Raw genomic sequence first — 16275 nt, forward strand, 5'->3', positions numbered from 1 at the left:
TTTTATTGTGCGCCTGGATGTGCCCGGCTGATGGCGGAGGCAGCACCAATCCCCGGATTGCTATACTGATTGCCACCTCCCCAAGTCAAACACCCCCCCTATCCCGGAGCCCCCATGCGCCTAGATGACGAAGCCGAAAGCCAGAACGTTGAAGACCGCCGCGGCGGATTCGGCGGCGGGTTCGGCGCCGGGCCGAAGACCATCGGCATCGGCACCATCGTCATTGCGCTGGCGGCGTCGTATTTCTTCGGCATCGATCCGAGGCTGATCATGCAGGGCGCCTCGGTGCTGCAGGGCTCCGGCCCGCAGCAGCAACATCAGCAGGTGAGCCGCCCGCCGGCGACAGATCACATGACCGTGTTCACGCGCAAGGTGCTGGGCAATACCGAGCGTACCTGGCAGCACATCTTTGAAACCCAGCTGAACCGCCGCTATGCGCCGCCCACGCTGGTGCTGTTCTCGGGTGCGACGCCCACGGCCTGCGGCACCGGCCAGTCGGCGATGGGCCCGTTCTACTGCCCCGGTGACCAGAAGGTCTATCTCGACCTGGCCTTCTATGACGAATTGCGCCAGCGCTTCGGCGCGGGCGGCGACTTCGCCCAGGCCTATGTGATCGCGCACGAGATCGGCCACCATGTGCAGAAGCTGCTGGGCGTATCGGACAAGGTCGACAGCGCGCGCCGCCGCATGGGCGAGGCGCAGGCCAACCAGCTGTCAGTGCGCATGGAGCTGCAGGCTGACTGCCTGGCCGGCGTCTGGGCCACCACCGCGCAGCGTGCCAACCAGCAGCTGCTGGAACCGGGCGATGTCGAGGAAGGCCTGAAGGCCGCCGCCGCGATCGGCGACGACCGGCTGCAACGCCAGGCGCAGGGTTATGTCGTGCCGGAAGCCTTTACCCATGGCTCCAGCGAACAGCGCGTGCGCTGGCTGCGCCGCGGCATCGAGTCCGGCGATCTCCGCAAGTGCGACACCTTCGCGTCGCGCGACCTGTAGTCGCGGGCGTAACCCGCACAAGAGGCTTCGGCCACGCAGCCGCCATCAACATGGCGCACGCGCAGGCGGGCTCGCTATGCCGATGCGGCAACGGGATCACGGAATAGAAAAGCGCCTGCCAGGCGAAGAGAGAAGGAGGAGGAGGTCGGCCGGGCAGGCGGGAGAGAAAACTTGCGGCCACCGTAGTGGCCGCCTGGGGTCTTCAGGAAGACCGTTGGGGATCAGACGCGATAGCCGTACAGCGAACCGTCGCCCGTACGCGAGTTGTCGAGCGCGCGGTCGGCAATTTCACCGGTGAAGCTATGCGCGCCTTCGCTGAAGCTGTCGAACTTGCCGTCGCGGCGCGAACCTTCCGAGTACGGGTCGAAGCGGCCGGCGCGGGCCCCGTCGGTGTACGTATCGAACTTGCCTTGCTTGGCGCCGTCCGTATACACGTCGTACTTGCCGACCCGCAGCGCGTCGGCATACACATCAAACTTGCCAACCTTGCTGGCAGTAGCGGGGGCAGCCAACGCTGCAGCGGACGCGGCTACCGCCGCGAACACGAGCGCGCCGCCGAGGATACGTCTGGCGATCATTTGGGACTCCTTCAACTGATTTCGTCTTGCTTTTTTGTAAGGACCGGGAAGAGACTCCGGCCGCTCTGCAATCTATGTTGCGATACGAGCACGGACTGAAGATTAGTCACAGTCCGCGCAAGCAGAAATACCGCTGCGACGAATGGTGCGTTGCGAGTCGTGAAACGACAGGCTTGCCGATGAATGGTGTCCACGGATCGCCGGGAACAAGCCGCGCGGCGCGCGCGCGTGGCCCTGGCGGCATGCGCCAGGGCGGGTTCAGCGCCAGTTCAAAGGGTGTACTGGCCGCTGGCTTCCGGCTGGAAGGCGATCTCGACAACACTTACCTGCTGCTCGCGGCCATCCGGCAGGCGGTAGCTGACGGTCTGCCCGGCGCGCGCGCCCAACAGCGCCTGCCCCACCGGCGACAGCACCGACAGCCGGCCGGCATCGAAGTCCGCCGCGTCCGGGTACGCCAGCGTCCAGTTGCGCGGGGCCTGCTCGCCCGGCAGGGCGCACACCACGCGGGTATTCATGGTGACCACATCGGTGGGGATCTCCTCCGGCGCGACGATGGTGGCGCGCGCCAGCAGGCTGTCAAGCATGTCGTCGAGCTGCGCCGAGCCGGCGCGGCTGGCGATGCGCTCCAGACGGGTGACGTCGAGTTCGGTCAGGTACAGGGTAACGGTATTGGTATTGGTCGTGGTGGCCGTCATGGCGGGTCCTCCGGCAGTCATGGGTTGGCGCGGCCCGGCCAGCATGGCAGGCGGCGGCGGTCAGGTCTTGCAGGTTTGGCATGCCGCGCAGCAGCGCGGGCATCAACGGATCGGCGAAAGCCTTGCGGCGATCGCCGGCAACAGCGGAAACGCTGGCTCGGGCCCGGTTCGGCCCGGGCCCCGCTTTGGGAGACGAATCAGGCTGGGAACCGGGCGGAATCAGGCGGTGCGCTGATCCGGCCGGGAGACATCGCGCGCTGGGGCAGGCTGCTGGCCGTGGCGACCGCGAACGCGTGCGTGCGGCCGGTCCGCATCAGGCGGGCAGGCGCGTCGGGCATCGGCGTCAGGCGATCAGTCATGGTCATGCGGAAAATAAAATCAAGGCGGCGGAAGGTTCTCTGCACTGGCAAGACAGGTAAGTCATCGCTCACCAGCTTCGCTGCCGCCGGGTCTGTGCACCGCGCTGGTGCGGATCCGGGAACAATCATCGTAGCATAGCGGCGCGCACCCTGGCGTCACCCGTTGGCGGCATTGCCGGCTTCATGTGTGGCGGCATGGCATTCGCACGCGGCACCGGCGGCGGCCTGCTGCAGGTTCTGCAGGATGCCGCACCCACTGGCGGGCTGGTGGTGGCGACAGGTCTCGCGCAGCGCGCGCAACTGCCCTTCCAGCGCCTCCAGCGCCACGCGCTGGGCGTGGATCTGGGCGATCTGGCGATCGAGCAAACTGTTGATGTCGCCACAATCCTGCGACGGGTTGCGCTCGAACTCGCGCAGCCGCCGCACGTCCGACAGGCCCATGCCGAGCGAACGGCAGTGGCGCACGAAATTCAGCTGCACCAGGTGGCCGTCGTCGTAGCGGCGATAGCCGTTGGCCTCGCGCCGGGGCGCGTCGAGCAGCCCTTCGCGTTCGTAATAGCGGATGGTCTCGACGTCGCAGCCGCTGGTACGGGAGAGTTCGCCGATGCGCATGGTGATTGGTCCTTCACGTTACACCCTGTAATCGCTACAGGGTTATCGATAGTGTAGGCCAGTCGTCCGCTTCTGGCAGAGGTGTCGGACGCAGCACGCATACCCTGCGCGATGCCGTTGCGGACGGCGCCTGCGCCAGGCTGCATCCTGTAGAATTCCTTCCACTCCTACCGATAGACCGTCCCCCGTCGTGCGCTCCCTCCGGCTACTCCTGCTGGTCATGATGCTGGCCTTCCTGCCCCTGCCGGGCTGGGCGGCCGCGTTCGCGCACGCCGCGGCTAGCACCGGTGAAGTCCCATCCGTGCCCGCAGCCGCCATCGTCGACGACGAGGCTGTCGAAACCGCCGCAACGGGCAACCCGTCGCCGGCACCCGAGTCCGCGGAGCCGCAGTGGCAGCCCGGCGCCGACCTGGCCGAGCAACTTCTGCCGCCATCCCCCCTGCGCCTGGCGGCCTGGGCCGGCCGCGCGGGGCCGCCGCACTATGCCGGCGCCCCGCTGCCCGAACCCGACCTGCCAAGGCTGCCGCGCCCGCCCCGCGCCTGATTCCCACCGGCGCGGCCCTCCCGCGCCCGCCTGTTCCTGCGCGCCGCGCCTCACCGTGCTGCGCGCGCCAGCGGCTGGTCCGCATCCTTGCTGTATCCGCTCGACACACCACTGCTCCACACACACACATGAAACGCGTACTGCTTTTCCTGGCGACCAATCTCGCCGTCATGCTTGTCCTCAGCATCACCGCCAGCGTGCTGGGGGTGAACCGCTACCTGACCGCCAACGGGCTGAACCTGGGCATGCTGCTGGCATTCGCCGCCCTGATGGGCTTCGGCGGCGCCTTTATCTCGCTGCTGATGTCCAAGACCATCGCCAAGTGGTCGACCGGCGCGCAGGTCATCACCCATCCCGGCACCAGCACCGAGCTATGGCTCGTGCAGACCGTCGGGAAGCTGGCGCAGCGCGCCGGCCTGCCGATGCCGGAAGTCGCCATCTACGAGGGCGAACCCAACGCCTTCGCCACCGGCGCAACCAGGAACAGCTCGCTGGTGGCGGTATCCACCGGCCTGCTGCAATCGATGTCCCACGAGGAAGTGGAAGCCGTGCTGGCGCACGAGGTCGCGCACGTGGCCAACGGCGACATGGTCACGCTGACGCTGATCCAGGGCGTGGTCAATACCTTCGTCATTTTCCTGGCGCGCGTGGTCGGCTACTTCGTCGATTCGATGCTGCGCAAGAACGACGAGGAATCGAGCGGCCCGGGCATCGCCTACATGGTCACGGTGATCGTCTGCGAGATCGTGTTCGGCATCCTGGCCAGCATCATCGTGGCCTGGTTCTCGCGCCGCCGCGAGTTCCGCGCCGATGCGGGCGCAGCCGGCATGATGGGCACGCCTACGCCCATGGTGGCGGCGCTGCGCCGCCTCGGCGGCCTGGAGCCGGATGGACTGCCGCAGAACATGCAGGCAATGGGCATCGCCGGCGGCAGGTCGTGGATGGCGCTGTTCTCGAGCCACCCGCCGATCGAGCAGCGCATTGCCGCGCTGCAGTCGGCGCGCTGATGCCAGGGGTCAGTCGGACACCCGGCCGCGCAGCGACTTGACCTGGCTGCGCTGGCTCTTGCTTTCCAGCCGGCGCAGGCGCGACGCCCGCGTCGGCCGCGTGGGCCGGCGCACGCGCGGCGGCACGGCCACGCTGCGCACCAGTTCGTGCAGCCGCCGCACTGCTTCGTCGCGGTTCTGGTCGAGGCTGCGGAACTGCTGCGCCTTGATCACCACCACGCCATCGCGCGTAATGCGGTGGTCATGCAGCGCCAGCAGGCGCTCCTGGTGGTCGGGCGCGAGCGAGGACGCGCGCACGTCATAGCGCAGATGCACGGCATTGGACACCTTGTTGATGTTCTGGCCGCCCGCACCCTGCGCCCGGATCGCGGTGATCAGGTATTCGTGGTGGGGGATGACAAGGTCGTCGGTCATGGCCGCATCATAGCAAGCGCCCCGGTGCGCGCTAACGCCACGCGTAGCCGATGCCGACGCCATACGTGATCTGGTTGCGTGTGCCGCGCTGGGTCACAATGGGACTGTCGGCGGCATCGCCGGCCAGGCGCTGGCCGTACACCATCGCCCCGCCGTACCAGTGCTTGTCGAACTGGTAGATCAGCGCCAGCCAGCCGGTGAACTGCTCCAGGCCGCCGCCCGGGTTGTAGACCGGCAGCCCGCTGGCCGCCGAATCCGACGGGGTGACGCCGAAATAGGTGCGGTTGAAACTGCCGCTGACCCACGTCGCGCCCAGCCCGACTCCCGCGTAGACCCGCGGGTGCAGCGGCACCCACAGCGAACCCGTTGCAGCGATATGCGTGCCGCCATAGACGATGCCCGCATTGGTCATCACGTTGACGCCGCCACGCAGCCGCCAGGGGATGCGGCCTTCGTTCAGGTATTCGTAGCCGATAAAACCGCCGGCCTCGACGGTGGTGTCGATCTCATGCACGCGCGACACCACGGGATCGTCCACGTTATTGCGGCCCAGCCGCAATCCCACCGCCGGCCCCCACTGGAACCCGGTCAGCCCGCCGAAGTTGAATTGCGCATAGGGCCCGTACCATTCCAGCAGCCGGCCACCCGGCGTGACATAGCGCAGGCCAGGCACCACCCCGACCATGCGGTCCTTGCCGCCCGCGAACTCGGTGGTGGAGCCGACGCCGAGCCCGGCCATGTTCGGGAGTGAACCGGGCAGGCTCAGTGGCGTGGCAGTGGCGGCGGCTGTCGCGCCAGCGAGGGACAGCGTTGCCAGCGCGCCGCGCAGCTTGCGCAGGGACGTCGAAATTGCCATGTTGGATTGCGGCAGCGCAGCACACGACCCGCTGCATCAGATTGCGTGGATCGTGTGAATTTATCAGCACCAGTGTCCGCTACGGCGCAATGCGTGCTGAAAGTTTTCAGCAAGCGATTTAAGCGGTGACCGCGGCGCCGGGCCATTAATGCACATTGTATTCACAACGATACTTTGCAGGTCAGATTATTCCGAATCAAGCAATGCGGAGTCGTCCCGGTTTGCCTTTTATTACCGCTGACGCATCATGGCGCCAGCTTCGCGAACCGCACTGGCTGCGCGGCGCTGCCCATGACTATGCGCAGTGTCCGGCAGGTGCCCGCGGGCCTATTGGACCCTCTCATATGCGCCCCCGCCTTTCCGCTCTGCTCGACCGTCTCTGGGAACAAGCCGTACGCACGCCACAGCGCTTTGTGGTGCTGTCGTTTGCGGTTGCCTCGATATTGCTGCTGATGATTTCCGTGCACGGCCTGAGGCTGCTGCGAGACTACGAAATCCAATCGCTGCAGCAAACCCGGCAAGTGCAGGTCGCCAGCATCGGCTCGGTGCTGGACGTGGAGGCCGAGCGCCTGACAAGCGCGCGCAACTTTGCCGAACATCTGCTCAGGCTGCAAACCGGGCCGCACGCCATGCCGGCGGATCCGCAGCTCCGAGCCGCCTACCAGCACCGCAACGACGATGTATGGGAACTGCCGGCAGCAGACGGCGATGCCGTATTGCTGGGTGTCGGCCCACGCACGCTGGCGGGCCTTGAAGGCTTCGCCCGCCGCCCGCAGGCATGGCCTGCACGATGAGGCCGGATATAAGTCTGCAACCAACCCTCTGTCGAGCCTGACCCTGGCGTTCACCTAGCAAGACGAGGCGCGCTCATATAAAAACCCAAAAAAAACCCGCATTTCGGCGGTAATGCCGTTCAGTTAAGGTCTCAAGCCCTACCGTCATTCCCGCGCAGGCGGGAATCCAGCGTCTTTCACGTCCCCTTTGGGGATGAAGTCACTGGGTTGCCGCCTGCGCGGAAACGACAGTCGCTAACTGAACGGCATTAGCATTTCGGCGGGCTCTTGAAAAGACCGGAAGGAGTCATCCGGCCTATGGGAACTTGCTTCTTTGGCTGCTCGACTTGGTACGCGCGCTCCCGCTCACATGTGGATTGGCCTGGCTGACTTATGGCTATCAGCTAAGCAAGCTGGCATCACAACCCCTGAAATCGAGGCCGCATGGCTCCCCTGTGCCCTGAATCATAAGGACGGCATCCTGCTCCATCGCCATGTGCACACCAGCAGCAATTGCCGCGCGCCGGGTGGCATAGGAAAGACGCGTCATGCTGGGGTCATCAGTTTCCACAACCCAGCGGGATTCCTCGGTCGGCACTACCTGGACGGTACTGATGGACATGTGCACACCTTCGGTGGAGTGGTTCATGTGTTGGTTCTAGTTCGTTGACAAAAATCCCGGTGTCAGGATGCGTCCTACTTTCGTGCTTCGCGAAAGCGAAGGCCGCTTCGGAGGCGCATTGACAGAGGCGGGGTATGCCATGCGCCGCGTCGTCTTTCGCAGGCTATCGCCTGCCGCGTAGACTCCAGCCTGGGTGCGCGCATGGCACCTGGCGCCATCTGCAAGTCCGAGTCGGGAACTACAGCGGGTGTCAGGCTGGAAGCCGTAGCGCGAGCGCCTGGCGATGCGCCGCTGACGGAGGTGCCGGCACCGAAGCTGGCTGCAGCTCAGCTACAGTCGCCCTTCGCGGCGGTGGTGGGAAAAGCGGGAAACCCTTGTGGGGATTGGCGCGCCCGGCTGGGATCGAACCAGCAACCCCTGCCTTCGGAGGGCAGTACTCTATCCATTGAGCTACGGGCGCGCGGGAGGAAAGCTGCGCTAAATCAAGCACTTAGCGCATCTACGGGAAGCCGGGAGAATACCAGACTCCGCGCATTTACGACACTTCGAGTCCCGCGTCAGTCCTACGAGGGACGCGGGTTAGTCACGAGCCGGTCGGCCCGCGAACCCGCTATTTTACGGCATTTCCGGCTCGCTGTGGCCGCGAACGCATACCGCCTTCCACACGGTCAGAATCGGGCCGCGCGGCGGGGCTCCGGAGAGCGGCTTGCCCGGTTGCGTTGCCGCCCTCCTCTCGGACGCTCCGAGCAACCGCCCCGACCCACGAGGTGGCCCGCCGCGCCCAGTTCGCCGGGAGCCGATCCAAGGAGCCGTCCGCCCGTCCGCGCGGCCCCTAGGCCCAGGCACCCAAGCGAACAATCCGCCTCTCCGGTCAGACCGCCCTGCGGCGGACCGCTTCGCCCATCCCGCGCGCCCCATCCCGCGCGCCCCAGCCTCAGCCCTCTACCGTCTCCCCGCCGCGCCAGACTTCTTCGCGTCCGCCACCGCAGCCTCCGAGGCGAGAGCCTTGTTCAGCGAGTCCGCAGAGAAGATGTCGAACATGTCGAACGCATCGCGAAGGGAGTAGAACTCCTGAAGCTCCCGGAGGGAGGCGAGGCTGTTGGCCACGAGCGTGCTGAGGATCGGATCGACGTGCGCCAGCCGCACCGGCTCCACCCCGCTCCGCAACCGGGAGGGGATCGGCACAGGCAGCCAACTTCCATCGAGCAGGAAGCCGATGTTGCGCTCACGGATCAGCCGCAGCAGCCCCGCGAGCACGATGTGGTTCGCCACGCCGCACGCCGGGTCACGCACGAGCCGGTTCACCGCCGCGCGCGAGTCCAGCCGCAACCATTCGCCCGTCTCCCCTGCGGAGGGTGCTGTGGCGGCAGGGGCGATGACCTCCGCATGTGCGGCGCGCAGGACCGCCAACGGATCAACCTCAGCCGCCGCGCCTTCGCTCAGGAACAATCGGAACGCCTCTGCGGCGCTCAGGTCCGTGACCCGGTACGTAGAGCCGAAGGCGGGAAACTCGTGCGTGTGGCGTGCCATGGCGTGGTTGACCCTCCCGGTTTTATGTACTCGCGCTCTCGCGCGGAAAGCCGCGCCCCGAGCCCGCGCGGCGGAAGACTTCCGGCCCGTAGCGCGAGGCGACATGGGCCGATAAGCGGCCTGTACATCGCGTGCTTGCGGCGGGCCTTCACCGAATCCAATGGTCACCGGCACACCACAGTTCCGCCCCGGTTAAGCACGCGCCGTGGACAGCGCCCTTGTCCCAGCGAGGAAGCAGCGCGACATGGTTGATTTCCCTGAGTTCGACGTACTTGTTCTCAACAGGATGTTCGATCCATCTCGCACACACCGATATGCAGTGGCCGCCATCCTTGACCAAATCCTTCGCCCATTTATGCGTAAGGACGATGTCCACGACCAGATCACCATTCGGCAAGCACCTCGCCGGGCCATCAACGAACCCGTAGCAGCGCTCCCAATTTCCGATGTTGTCATGGCCAATCACCACCGGTGCGCCAGCAGCCGTTCCCCTCGCGTCGGTCGGATAGAAGCCGTGGTCAAAGTGGTGAACTAATTCGCCGTCCTCCCGGTAGGCGGCGGGTACAAGACCGGGCCTCGCGATCAGGCACGCTTTGAACAACACCCATCCCGTGCGCTCGCACTCCTCCGGTATCAGGTCATCCCTTTTCGGATGCGGCCAACGCATGGAGGCATCGCGCAACTTGTCGAACGCGCGCCGCTTCTCCTCGTCCGGGTCTGTTGCGGCGGGCATCAATACTGTCGCATCGGCAAGCCCTCACGCCGATGGGCTTGTAGGCGCTTCAGTATCTCCTCCGCTTCCTTCCGCAAACGCGGCTTGTCGCGGAACAGGCCGTCGGTCAAATCGCCGTGCAACTTCACAATCATCTCCCGCAGCGGCAGGATGTCTTCGGTGCGTGCGGCCCGGAGTCGCCTGTCCCATGTCTCCTGGAAGTAGGCGTTGAGTTCGATGGCCTCGATGGTCTCGCCTATCACGCGCTCCGCCCACTTTGGGCTATCGCGGAGCCGGTCCAACTCGTTGGCCCAGTGAGGCGGTAGGAGCGTGAACGTCTGCCCATAGACGTTACGCCCAAGCGCCAAAGGGAACGCCCGCCGCTGCGCGCGGTCGCGGCTGTCGCCCCGAAGGCGGAGCGTGATGTAATGGTCGAAGTTGGGGCGCAGTACGGCCGCAGCCTCCTCGCTCGCGAAGAACGAAGGAGGTGCCGCAATCGCATGGTCCTTGTAGCTGACATAGTAGGAGGGGGTCATGCTGCGGCCTCCTCCTCATGGCGCACCCGATGCATGATGGGCATGCCCGCCGCAGGCCAGTTCGGATCATCCGCGCGCCGCCTCGCCAAGTGAAGGTAGTGATCGGCTTGGATGTGCACAAGGTCGTGCGCCTTGAGGTGCGGCGCCCACTGTTCAATCAGCAGTGCCGTGCCGGGATACATCGACACCAAGCCGTTAACAACATTGCGCAGCACAGAGGAGGACATCCCGATTTCCGCCGCAGCAGTGGCGATGGTCAACCCTCTGCGGCGGATATGGATGAGGACTGCTCTTCCGGGATGTTCTCCGGGTGCGAGTCCCAGATTGCTGTACGTGTGCTTGTTCATGTTGTTCTCCTCCTTTGTTCTTGTGCGATACCGCCTTAATAGGGCGGTCTTCTGCGCTACCCGTTCTGCGGCTTCGGTGGTCGGCATGTTGCGGCGGGACTCGGACGGGACGCGCCACCTCAACTCTGCGTCGGTTGCGAGTACTGGTTCACGGTTTCTCTCAGGCTCTGCTGTAGCTCTATCCGGATTAGCCGCGCCAGTTCGTGCGGGTCGGAAACTGCGCCCGCGTTGACCTGGATGCGAATGTCTCCGAGGGTGGCGGAGCGTCCGCCTGCCTTTGCTTGCGAAAGCAGCGTGGGCATGAAGTTCATCAAGTTTGAGATCGCCATGTCCACATCCCGCAACTCGTTCCCGATCAACTCCTTTGAATACTGCGGCAGCGAGGGGTTCTTCAACTGCTGAATCAGATTCGCACGGTCTGTTACGAGGGAGGCGTACTCCTGCGAACCGGCCCACGCAACATCACCACGGGTCGCTTGGCCCTGCTGGAGTTGCGCGAGGGGAATATTGGGGAGGCGTGCCGCGATACGCTGCTGCGTGCTCGCATACCGCACACTCTCCCGGCTCTCGCCGCGCCCTCCGAAGGAAAGAACAGGGCCGGAGAAACCGTAGGTGGGCGTGGCGTAGGGGTTGTTGGCGTCCACGAGTGGCGCAGGCATCCCCGGCACGCCTCCGGGAATCCCCGCGCCCCCTCCGCCCCGATACCCACTCTCATGCACCATCATCGCCGCTGCCACAGCCGGAATCTGCGCGGCGGACAGTGTCGCGTTCGGATCGATGCCCGTTTGCTTCGCGACCGCCGCAACATATGCCTTCGTGTTGTTCTCGTTGGAGGGGGCGTACTTGCCGAGGATGGAGGCGATTGTGTTGCGGCCTCCGCCCATGTAGCCCTTCCCGCCGAGCAGCGCACGCATCGCGGCCTCTCCGGCCTGCATCGTGGGGAAGACCGCGAAGCGCCCATCCGATCCGGTCGCGCCCATCGACCGCGCAAACGGCCCGTACTCGATATTGCCGGGGTTGTTGTTGCGGATGCCGCGTGATGCCCCGCTGCCCGTCCCGGTGAATGCGCCCTGTGCCGCTGCGGCGTTGTACGTCGCGCTGCCGCGAATCTCTCCGGGCGCGAGCCGCGCCCCCGGAACGCCTCCGGGCGGCGCTCCACCGATCCCGCCCGCACGCCCAACCTCTCCGGCCCATGCGGCCCATGCGCGTTGAATGTCCACGGTTCCCGCGAACTTATTGACGGCAGAGGCGAACGTGTTGATGTTGAGCGTTTCTTGCGCGGTGATCTCCCGGATTTTCTTGTACCGTTCGGTCTCTGCGGATGCGACCTTGGCTGCGCTCTTTGGCGCGGCTTCCGACTTAATCGTGTCGAGGATTTCGGAGATGGACTTGCCCTTGAAGATGTCCTTCCAGTGATCCGCGAGGGAAGCGAAGAAGCGGGCCGTGTAATCGCCAAAGTCCGTGATGGAGCGGGTAGCGTCCGCCATCCACTTCATCAACTTCGACAGCCCCTCCATCATGTCGGCAAACGAAGGCATCAGCGATTCGCCAATCGTCGTGACCATGTCGTTGAACGACTCGGAAATGTCGTTGTATGCGCCTTGGAGCCTGAGCGATGCCTCACTCGCGCGCTCCTTGCGCATCGCCTCCTCGTCTGTGAGCTTGGCGTTTTCGTAGGTCTGAGTGGCGAGGTTGCGGAGGGCTTCGGTGGCTTGCGGCGTGAGACCGATAATCTGGCCGAGGGCTGCGGCTTGCTCCTTGGTGACTGCGGCGAACTGCTTGGAGAGCTGCGCCATCACGTCATCCGTCCCCGCAATCGCTCCTCCCGCGCCCACAGGATTCACGCCGAGGCGTTGGAGCTTGCGTGCGGCGGTGCCCTGCCGGGTGGGGTCGGTGTACGCCTCGTAGACCAGATCGGACACCGTGCCGAGTGCGGTGCGCGCTCCGGCCCGGTTCACGCGACCGCCCGAGGCCGCGCGCATGTTGCGCTCGAACTGCGTAATGGCGATCGTGCCCACGCCCGTCCGGTACGCCAATTCCGCACGCGCGTTGTACTCGCTCAGCGCCTTGTTCACTGCCTTCACCGAAGCGGCCAGCAGCGCGAAGGTCGCAGCGGCAGCGCCCGCTACCGTCCCCATCTTCCCCAACGCGGAGGAAGCCCGCCCGAACGCGGGCACAGCCTCCTCAAACGACTCCTTCAGCGTCTTCCCGCTCTGCGCTCCCTTCTTGCCCGTGGTTTCGACCTTCTTCTGAAGTTGCTCCAGTCGGGAGATGCTGTCCTTCAGATCGACCGTGTATTGAAGGACAAATTTGTCTAGCTCGTCGGCCATGATTCGCTCCTCCTATTCCGCCGCGCCCGCTTGCGGCGGGGCGCTATCGGGTGGTGCGGCGGCTTCCTCCGCTTCCTCCGCTTGCGCGTCCTGCATCGAAGCCATCAGCGGCAGGATCAGCCGCGCGGAGCCTGCGATAAACGAGGCCGCGAGCGATTCGCCCGCCGCGAGCCAGTACCCGTTCCGCGTGACTTCCAACTCGGGGTCAATATCGTTGCTCGTGAGCGCGGCGAGAAACACTGTGTCCACGTTGCGCCAGTTCTCCAGCCTCCGATTGACCGTCTCGGGCGTGTCCAGGCGTTCGCCTTCAATCGAGCAATACCCAAGCACCTTCAGCACGAACGCACGCCGGAACGTTGGATCTTTCGAGGTCACATAGTCCCGATAGCCGCGCGAGAGGTCGTATCCCTCTAGGGCGGGGAAGCGCGAGAGGAGGACTTGATGAGGGGTGCCGCTGTTCGTGTGGATCGTGACTGCGTTTGCGACCGCTTCGGGCGCGGCTGATTTGGCGAGGTCCGCCGCAGCACGCTCCGAGCGAGATTGATTAGGCATCGGCCTCCTCCTTCACGGTCGAGAAATAGAAAATGAACTGGCCCTTGGGCGAGTACCCGACCAGCGCGCCATCCTTGAATCGTTGTGCGGAGACCGGCCCCTTCACCGTGAGCGTGACCTTTTCCGCCGCGCTCGCGTCGATACGGCTGCGGCCGTCCGGGCGCACCGCATAGGGCGCGGCCTGAATACGCTTCACGCGCCGCGCGTCCTCCCCGTCCGGCACGAGCGACAGGGCCACATACGCACCCTTCGCCATGCGCACGCCCGTCTCCGTTACGGAAAGCCCATCGAGCGCAACAATCCGTTCTGTGCGCGGCGGGCCGTCCGCAGAAAACTCCGTCAGCCGGATGCCCTTCGAATAGGTGTCCTCAGCGACAAGGTGGACCGTGAAGCCGGGGCCGCCGCGCACGTGGTTGACGAGTTCAGCGCCGCGACCGAGTTCATCGAATTCGACTGCGCTCATGGTGTCGCGCCCTCCGCGATCAGTACCCGATGCTCTGCGGCTGGGTGCGCGGATCACCGGGGTCATCCGTCACGCGACCGTCCGGCGTGAGGTACATGCGCCCAGACGGTTGCACTGCTGTTGCGGCCGACGGCTCGCCGCGATAGTTGTTGCCCATAGATATGGCGGTTCGCTTCTCCCTCTCGCACGCTTCCCGGCGCGCATCGAAGACAGCCGCCGCGCCGCGCGCCCGACTATCCGCCCAGTACTCGTCAAACACCACCGGTTCAATCCCCGAGTCAGCCAGTTTCGCCATCGAGACCCGAAGGCCCATGAGATGGCTGCGGGTGATGGAGGAAATCTCGCCGCAACGCGTGGCCCATTCCTCGGCCATGTCGCTGTACGCGACTGTGTCGCTGATCTCGGAGACTTGGCGCTTGTACTCTTGGGACGTTTCCCACGCCGCAGCAGCGCAAGCGAGCGTGTCGGGGTGGGCGATAAAGCGATGCCCGAACACGGTGACGAAGGAATCGAGCGGGCCGAAGCCACAGATGCGCAGATGCGAGTAAAGGGCGGTATCGCGCCCGAACAACGAGCACAGCAGCGCGCCACTCTCCGCCGCGAAGTCCTCCGGCAGCAGCGCCAATCCCGCGTGCTCACCCTCCTTCAACAAGATTCGCGGGAACATTTCGTCAGAACTAGTGGAAATGGCCATTTACTTTCTCCGATTTAATGTGTGCGCGGCGAGATTATTCGGGGAATGGAAAATCGGTGATATTTCGTCCTAATAATCGACCGATAGAATTAGTATAATCGAATCGCGGGGAATCTAAATAACCAACTAACATCCCCGATGTTCACGCCGCAACATTAACTCACCTGATATCGGAGTTACGTATGAGCAGCAAGAAAATGAACGAGAAGATTCAAACTCTCGTGCCTACCGGGACGAGGCAAGCCGCAGAGAAACTTCTCTATGAACGAGGCGTCAGCCTGAATGATTTTGTCCGCTGCGCCATTTTCCATTTAATAGAAACCGGAGAGGCGCCATTCCAAATGCGCGTCCTCGGCATCCGTCCGGGCCGCCCGAGTGTCGCTTACGGTGGCTACCGGGAGGCGTTGGCGCGGGGTATGGAAGCGAAGCGGTTACACCATGCGCCAGTCGGAGAAACTGGCCATGAGCGGGATGCCGCGTAAGTCGCTATGCCCGACGCGACCGAACTGTGCGCGTGCTGCGGCGTGATGCCTCGCGCCCTGGTCATCGAGTGCGTCATTTGCGGCGCGGAGGCGAGCGTCTGTGCTGAGTGCTTGATAGCTGACTTGCTGCTACTTGAGGCGCTTGCCAGTTATGAAGGCTTCGCGTGCGCTAAATGCCGCGCAATGTTCAAGGGTTACACGGATGAAACTCTTAGACGTGTCGCGGAAGGCAGTAAATGAAAGGTCAATCAGGGATTGCCGGTAACTTTCAAAACAGAAGTTGCTCGATTTTATTTTGCGCACCTTTTCTCTCGTTTACCCCGATGCCGCTCGATTTCGAAGCAAGGCAACAATGAAAAAGACCGGCATCAATATGTCCTAGGAGACACGTGATGGCACTACTCAAGCACGCTTGCGTTTATGACGCAGCGATTCCATTTCGCGCCAATGTTCGCGGCGATCAGATAATGCGAATCGGAGACGCAGTAAAACCGGAGGTCAAGGGGCTGCGTGGGCTTCAGGCGGATGAGAGTCTGCGTGAATCAATCCGCGAGGTCATCACGCGCATCAATATGGTGGTCGAGGCATACGAGCGCAGCAAAGCCTCCCGGCAGGACGCCCCGCCGCAAGCACAAGGCGAGCGTACCGGCAGCCACGCCGGAGCGCATAAGCCTTCCGAAGCGGAGTTCAAGCGGGACACCGGGCTGAGCGCGGCCCGCCCCGGCGCAAGTACCGGGGAGAACGAGGCCGAACTCAGCGGCAGCACCACCCCCGCTAACCCGACCCCTCCGCCCGTGGCCGATGATCCGTTCCCGGAGCGCCACGCGGCCGACCCGGAAAACCCGGCGTATTCCGCCGATGCCTCCGTGCGCAACTCGCGGCGGGCTATCGCGAACTACGCCTATTGCCAGGGAGTTGTGGATGAGCGCGTTCGTCAACAACCATGGAACGCGGACGATGTAGCCGCATCCCTAGAGCGCGGCGAGCGTGTGCGGATGCGCGGCGCGCGGTAAGGCTCGCGACCGATCACCCCACCCGCCGCGACCCACCCGAGGGGCGGGCGCGCGTGATGCCCTCTCTATCTCTAACCCGTGTGTGCCTGTTGGCCTTTGAGGGAATTGCGCGCGTGTTACGGGTCGCGGCGGGAGCGGGGTGAATTCTGGCGGAGAGTCCGCG

At 64.7% G+C, this 16275-nt stretch carries 20 protein-coding genes and 1 tRNA gene; 6 read left to right on the forward strand and 15 right to left on the reverse strand.

All coding sequences use genetic code 11. From position 1 onward, the window contains the following. Positions 1-114 precede the first annotated feature (114 nt). Positions 115-993, forward strand: coding sequence for a KPN_02809 family neutral zinc metallopeptidase (gene ypfJ, locus ACREYQ_RS16700; protein ID WP_432258618.1), 879 nt, complete (start codon positions 115-117; stop codon positions 991-993). A gap of 221 nt (positions 994-1214) precedes the next feature. On the opposite strand, the gene ACREYQ_RS16705 is transcribed toward ypfJ, so the two are convergent. The 3 genes from ACREYQ_RS16705 to ACREYQ_RS16715 all read right to left on the reverse strand — a co-directional run bounded on the left by ACREYQ_RS16705 (position 1215) and on the right by ACREYQ_RS16715 (position 3237). Further along, entirely contained in the window at positions 1215-1571 is a 357-nt protein-coding gene (locus ACREYQ_RS16705; RefSeq protein ID WP_432258619.1) for a hypothetical protein, read from the reverse strand. 269 nt (positions 1572-1840) lie between these two features. Beyond that, complete coding sequence (gene rnk / locus ACREYQ_RS16710; protein WP_432258620.1) at positions 1841-2266, reverse strand: nucleoside diphosphate kinase regulator; 426 nt, start codon at positions 2264-2266, stop codon at positions 1841-1843. Positions 2267-2781: 515 nt separating this feature from the next. Then, positions 2782-3237, reverse strand: a complete 456-nt coding sequence (locus tag ACREYQ_RS16715) for a Cd(II)/Pb(II)-responsive transcriptional regulator (protein WP_432258621.1) — start codon at positions 3235-3237, stop codon at positions 2782-2784. 190 nt (positions 3238-3427) lie between these two features. Between ACREYQ_RS16715 and ACREYQ_RS16720 the strand changes: the two genes are divergently transcribed. Next, positions 3428-3781, forward strand: coding sequence for a hypothetical protein (locus ACREYQ_RS16720; RefSeq protein WP_432258622.1), 354 nt, complete (start codon positions 3428-3430; stop codon positions 3779-3781). Positions 3782-3909: 128 nt separating this feature from the next. Then, positions 3910-4788 carry a protease HtpX gene (gene htpX, locus ACREYQ_RS16725; RefSeq protein WP_432258623.1) on the forward strand — a complete coding sequence of 293 codons (879 nt, stop codon included), beginning with the start codon at positions 3910-3912 and terminating at the stop codon, positions 4786-4788. Between the two features lie 9 nt (positions 4789-4797). Here htpX and arfB read toward each other — a convergent pair whose 3' ends face one another. Further along, positions 4798-5202: an alternative ribosome rescue aminoacyl-tRNA hydrolase ArfB gene (arfB, locus tag ACREYQ_RS16730; RefSeq protein ID WP_432258624.1), complete on the reverse strand. Its 405-nt coding sequence runs from the start codon at positions 5200-5202 to the stop codon at positions 4798-4800. Between the two features lie 31 nt (positions 5203-5233). Next, complete coding sequence (locus ACREYQ_RS16735) at positions 5234-6058, reverse strand: MipA/OmpV family protein (protein WP_432258625.1); 825 nt, start codon at positions 6056-6058, stop codon at positions 5234-5236. A gap of 344 nt (positions 6059-6402) precedes the next feature. Here ACREYQ_RS16735 and ACREYQ_RS16740 point away from each other — a divergent pair, with 344 nt between their 5' ends. Continuing rightward, a complete protein-coding gene (locus ACREYQ_RS16740; protein ID WP_432258626.1) occupies positions 6403-6852 on the forward strand; it encodes a hypothetical protein in 450 nt (149 codons plus the stop codon). Between the two features lie 379 nt (positions 6853-7231). On the opposite strand, the gene ACREYQ_RS16745 is transcribed toward ACREYQ_RS16740, so the two are convergent. The 10 genes from ACREYQ_RS16745 to ACREYQ_RS16790 form a co-directional block, all read right to left on the reverse strand. Next, on the reverse strand, positions 7232-7480 hold the full coding sequence (locus ACREYQ_RS16745) for a DUF2188 domain-containing protein (RefSeq protein WP_432258627.1): 249 nt from the start codon (positions 7478-7480) through the stop codon (positions 7232-7234). Between the two features lie 357 nt (positions 7481-7837). Continuing rightward, a tRNA-Arg gene (locus ACREYQ_RS16750) sits at positions 7838-7913 on the reverse strand. 482 nt (positions 7914-8395) lie between these two features. Then, on the reverse strand, positions 8396-8983 hold the full coding sequence (locus ACREYQ_RS16755; RefSeq protein ID WP_432258628.1) for a hypothetical protein: 588 nt from the start codon (positions 8981-8983) through the stop codon (positions 8396-8398). Positions 8984-9131: 148 nt separating this feature from the next. Then, positions 9132-9716: a hypothetical protein gene (locus tag ACREYQ_RS16760; RefSeq protein WP_432258629.1), complete on the reverse strand. Its 585-nt coding sequence runs from the start codon at positions 9714-9716 to the stop codon at positions 9132-9134. Further along, a complete protein-coding gene (locus ACREYQ_RS16765) occupies positions 9716-10231 on the reverse strand; it encodes a hypothetical protein (RefSeq protein ID WP_432258630.1) in 516 nt (171 codons plus the stop codon). The genes ACREYQ_RS16760 and ACREYQ_RS16765 overlap by 1 nt, the downstream gene beginning before the upstream one ends. Further along, positions 10228-10578, reverse strand: coding sequence for a hypothetical protein (locus tag ACREYQ_RS16770; RefSeq protein WP_432258631.1), 351 nt, complete (start codon positions 10576-10578; stop codon positions 10228-10230). The genes ACREYQ_RS16765 and ACREYQ_RS16770 overlap by 4 nt, the downstream gene beginning before the upstream one ends. A 119-nt stretch (positions 10579-10697) precedes the next feature. Beyond that, the gene (locus ACREYQ_RS16775) at positions 10698-12908 is read right to left on the reverse strand and encodes a hypothetical protein (protein ID WP_432258632.1); all 2211 of its coding nucleotides are present in this window, start codon (positions 12906-12908) and stop codon (positions 10698-10700) included. A 12-nt stretch (positions 12909-12920) separates the two neighbouring features. Beyond that, positions 12921-13460, reverse strand: a complete 540-nt coding sequence (locus ACREYQ_RS16780) for a hypothetical protein (RefSeq protein ID WP_432258633.1) — start codon at positions 13458-13460, stop codon at positions 12921-12923. Then, positions 13453-13923 carry a hypothetical protein gene (locus tag ACREYQ_RS16785; protein WP_432258634.1) on the reverse strand — a complete coding sequence of 157 codons (471 nt, stop codon included), beginning with the start codon at positions 13921-13923 and terminating at the stop codon, positions 13453-13455. The genes ACREYQ_RS16780 and ACREYQ_RS16785 overlap by 8 nt, the downstream gene beginning before the upstream one ends. A 19-nt stretch (positions 13924-13942) precedes the next feature. Further along, complete coding sequence (locus ACREYQ_RS16790) at positions 13943-14617, reverse strand: hypothetical protein (protein WP_432258635.1); 675 nt, start codon at positions 14615-14617, stop codon at positions 13943-13945. A gap of 182 nt (positions 14618-14799) precedes the next feature. On the opposite strand from ACREYQ_RS16790, the gene ACREYQ_RS16795 reads away from it, so the two are divergent. Beyond that, positions 14800-15099 (forward strand): hypothetical protein, encoded by a 300-nt coding sequence (locus tag ACREYQ_RS16795; RefSeq protein ID WP_432258636.1) that lies wholly within the window; start codon positions 14800-14802, stop codon positions 15097-15099. A gap of 392 nt (positions 15100-15491) precedes the next feature. Continuing rightward, positions 15492-16112 (forward strand): hypothetical protein, encoded by a 621-nt coding sequence (locus tag ACREYQ_RS16800; RefSeq protein WP_432258637.1) that lies wholly within the window; start codon positions 15492-15494, stop codon positions 16110-16112. The last annotated feature ends 163 nt before the right edge of the window (positions 16113-16275 follow it).

This window comes from Cupriavidus sp. TMH.W2 (genome assembly GCF_050847365.1).
Classification (GTDB): Bacteria; Pseudomonadota; Gammaproteobacteria; order Burkholderiales; family Burkholderiaceae; genus Cupriavidus.

What these genes read in the sequence shown, in the direction of transcription:
- ACREYQ_RS16735 (WP_432258625.1), bottom strand. Translation starts at nt 6,058, where the DNA reads ATGGCAATTTCGACGTCCCTGCGCAAGCTGCGCGGCGCGCTGGCAACG.
- ACREYQ_RS16740 (WP_432258626.1), top strand. Translation starts at nt 6,403, where the DNA reads ATGCGCCCCCGCCTTTCCGCTCTGCTCGACCGTCTCTGGGAACAAGCC.
- ACREYQ_RS16705 (WP_432258619.1), bottom strand. Translation starts at nt 1,571, where the DNA reads ATGATCGCCAGACGTATCCTCGGCGGCGCGCTCGTGTTCGCGGCGGTA.
- ACREYQ_RS16745 (WP_432258627.1), bottom strand. Translation starts at nt 7,480, where the DNA reads ATGAACCACTCCACCGAAGGTGTGCACATGTCCATCAGTACCGTCCAG.
- ACREYQ_RS16755 (WP_432258628.1), bottom strand. Translation starts at nt 8,983, where the DNA reads ATGGCACGCCACACGCACGAGTTTCCCGCCTTCGGCTCTACGTACCGG.
- htpX (WP_432258623.1), top strand. Translation starts at nt 3,910, where the DNA reads ATGAAACGCGTACTGCTTTTCCTGGCGACCAATCTCGCCGTCATGCTT.
- ACREYQ_RS16795 (WP_432258636.1), top strand. Translation starts at nt 14,800, where the DNA reads ATGAGCAGCAAGAAAATGAACGAGAAGATTCAAACTCTCGTGCCTACC.
- ACREYQ_RS16790 (WP_432258635.1), bottom strand. Translation starts at nt 14,617, where the DNA reads ATGGCCATTTCCACTAGTTCTGACGAAATGTTCCCGCGAATCTTGTTG.
- ACREYQ_RS16775 (WP_432258632.1), bottom strand. Translation starts at nt 12,908, where the DNA reads ATGGCCGACGAGCTAGACAAATTTGTCCTTCAATACACGGTCGATCTG.
- ACREYQ_RS16785 (WP_432258634.1), bottom strand. Translation starts at nt 13,923, where the DNA reads ATGAGCGCAGTCGAATTCGATGAACTCGGTCGCGGCGCTGAACTCGTC.
- ACREYQ_RS16800 (WP_432258637.1), top strand. Translation starts at nt 15,492, where the DNA reads ATGGCACTACTCAAGCACGCTTGCGTTTATGACGCAGCGATTCCATTT.
- ypfJ (WP_432258618.1), top strand. Translation starts at nt 115, where the DNA reads ATGCGCCTAGATGACGAAGCCGAAAGCCAGAACGTTGAAGACCGCCGC.
- ACREYQ_RS16770 (WP_432258631.1), bottom strand. Translation starts at nt 10,578, where the DNA reads ATGAACAAGCACACGTACAGCAATCTGGGACTCGCACCCGGAGAACAT.
- ACREYQ_RS16765 (WP_432258630.1), bottom strand. Translation starts at nt 10,231, where the DNA reads ATGACCCCCTCCTACTATGTCAGCTACAAGGACCATGCGATTGCGGCA.
- ACREYQ_RS16715 (WP_432258621.1), bottom strand. Translation starts at nt 3,237, where the DNA reads ATGCGCATCGGCGAACTCTCCCGTACCAGCGGCTGCGACGTCGAGACC.
- arfB (WP_432258624.1), bottom strand. Translation starts at nt 5,202, where the DNA reads ATGACCGACGACCTTGTCATCCCCCACCACGAATACCTGATCACCGCG.
- ACREYQ_RS16780 (WP_432258633.1), bottom strand. Translation starts at nt 13,460, where the DNA reads ATGCCTAATCAATCTCGCTCGGAGCGTGCTGCGGCGGACCTCGCCAAA.
- rnk (WP_432258620.1), bottom strand. Translation starts at nt 2,266, where the DNA reads ATGACGGCCACCACGACCAATACCAATACCGTTACCCTGTACCTGACC.
- ACREYQ_RS16760 (WP_432258629.1), bottom strand. Translation starts at nt 9,716, where the DNA reads ATGCCCGCCGCAACAGACCCGGACGAGGAGAAGCGGCGCGCGTTCGAC.